This is a genomic window from Stenotrophomonas sp. SrG (assembly GCF_050031795.1).
GTDB classification, from domain to species: domain Bacteria; phylum Pseudomonadota; class Gammaproteobacteria; order Xanthomonadales; family Xanthomonadaceae; genus Stenotrophomonas; species Stenotrophomonas rhizophila_A.
The window spans coordinates 1-234 of the sequence record NZ_JBNBBE010001453.1 but is presented as its reverse complement, the minus strand read 5'-3'; the positions used below and the strand labels follow the sequence as shown (position 1 = coordinate 234).

Here is a 234-nt window from a genome sequence, read left to right as displayed (position 1 = left end):
ATCTGGTCCAGCTCCTCGACCGTCATCCGGTCGCCCGTCGGCGTCAGCCATTCGAGGATCGGGACCGTGCCGATCGTGGCGCGGGACCACAGCGGGAACTCGGTGTCGCCGTGCTCGCCGACGATGTAGGCGTGGACGCTGCCGGTCGAGACGCCCGCACGCTCGGCGAGCTTCCACCGCAGGCGCGAGGTGTCGAGCACGGTGCCCGACGCGAAGATGCGCTCGGGCGGAAGG

1 protein-coding gene is annotated in these 234 nt (G+C 70.9%); it reads right to left on the bottom strand.

Annotation, left to right across the window (positions count from 1 at the left end; all coding sequences use genetic code 11):
* Positions 1 to 234: hypothetical protein (locus ACQG3P_RS24225; RefSeq protein ID WP_426806472.1), on the bottom strand; the 234-nt coding region annotated here is incomplete at both ends.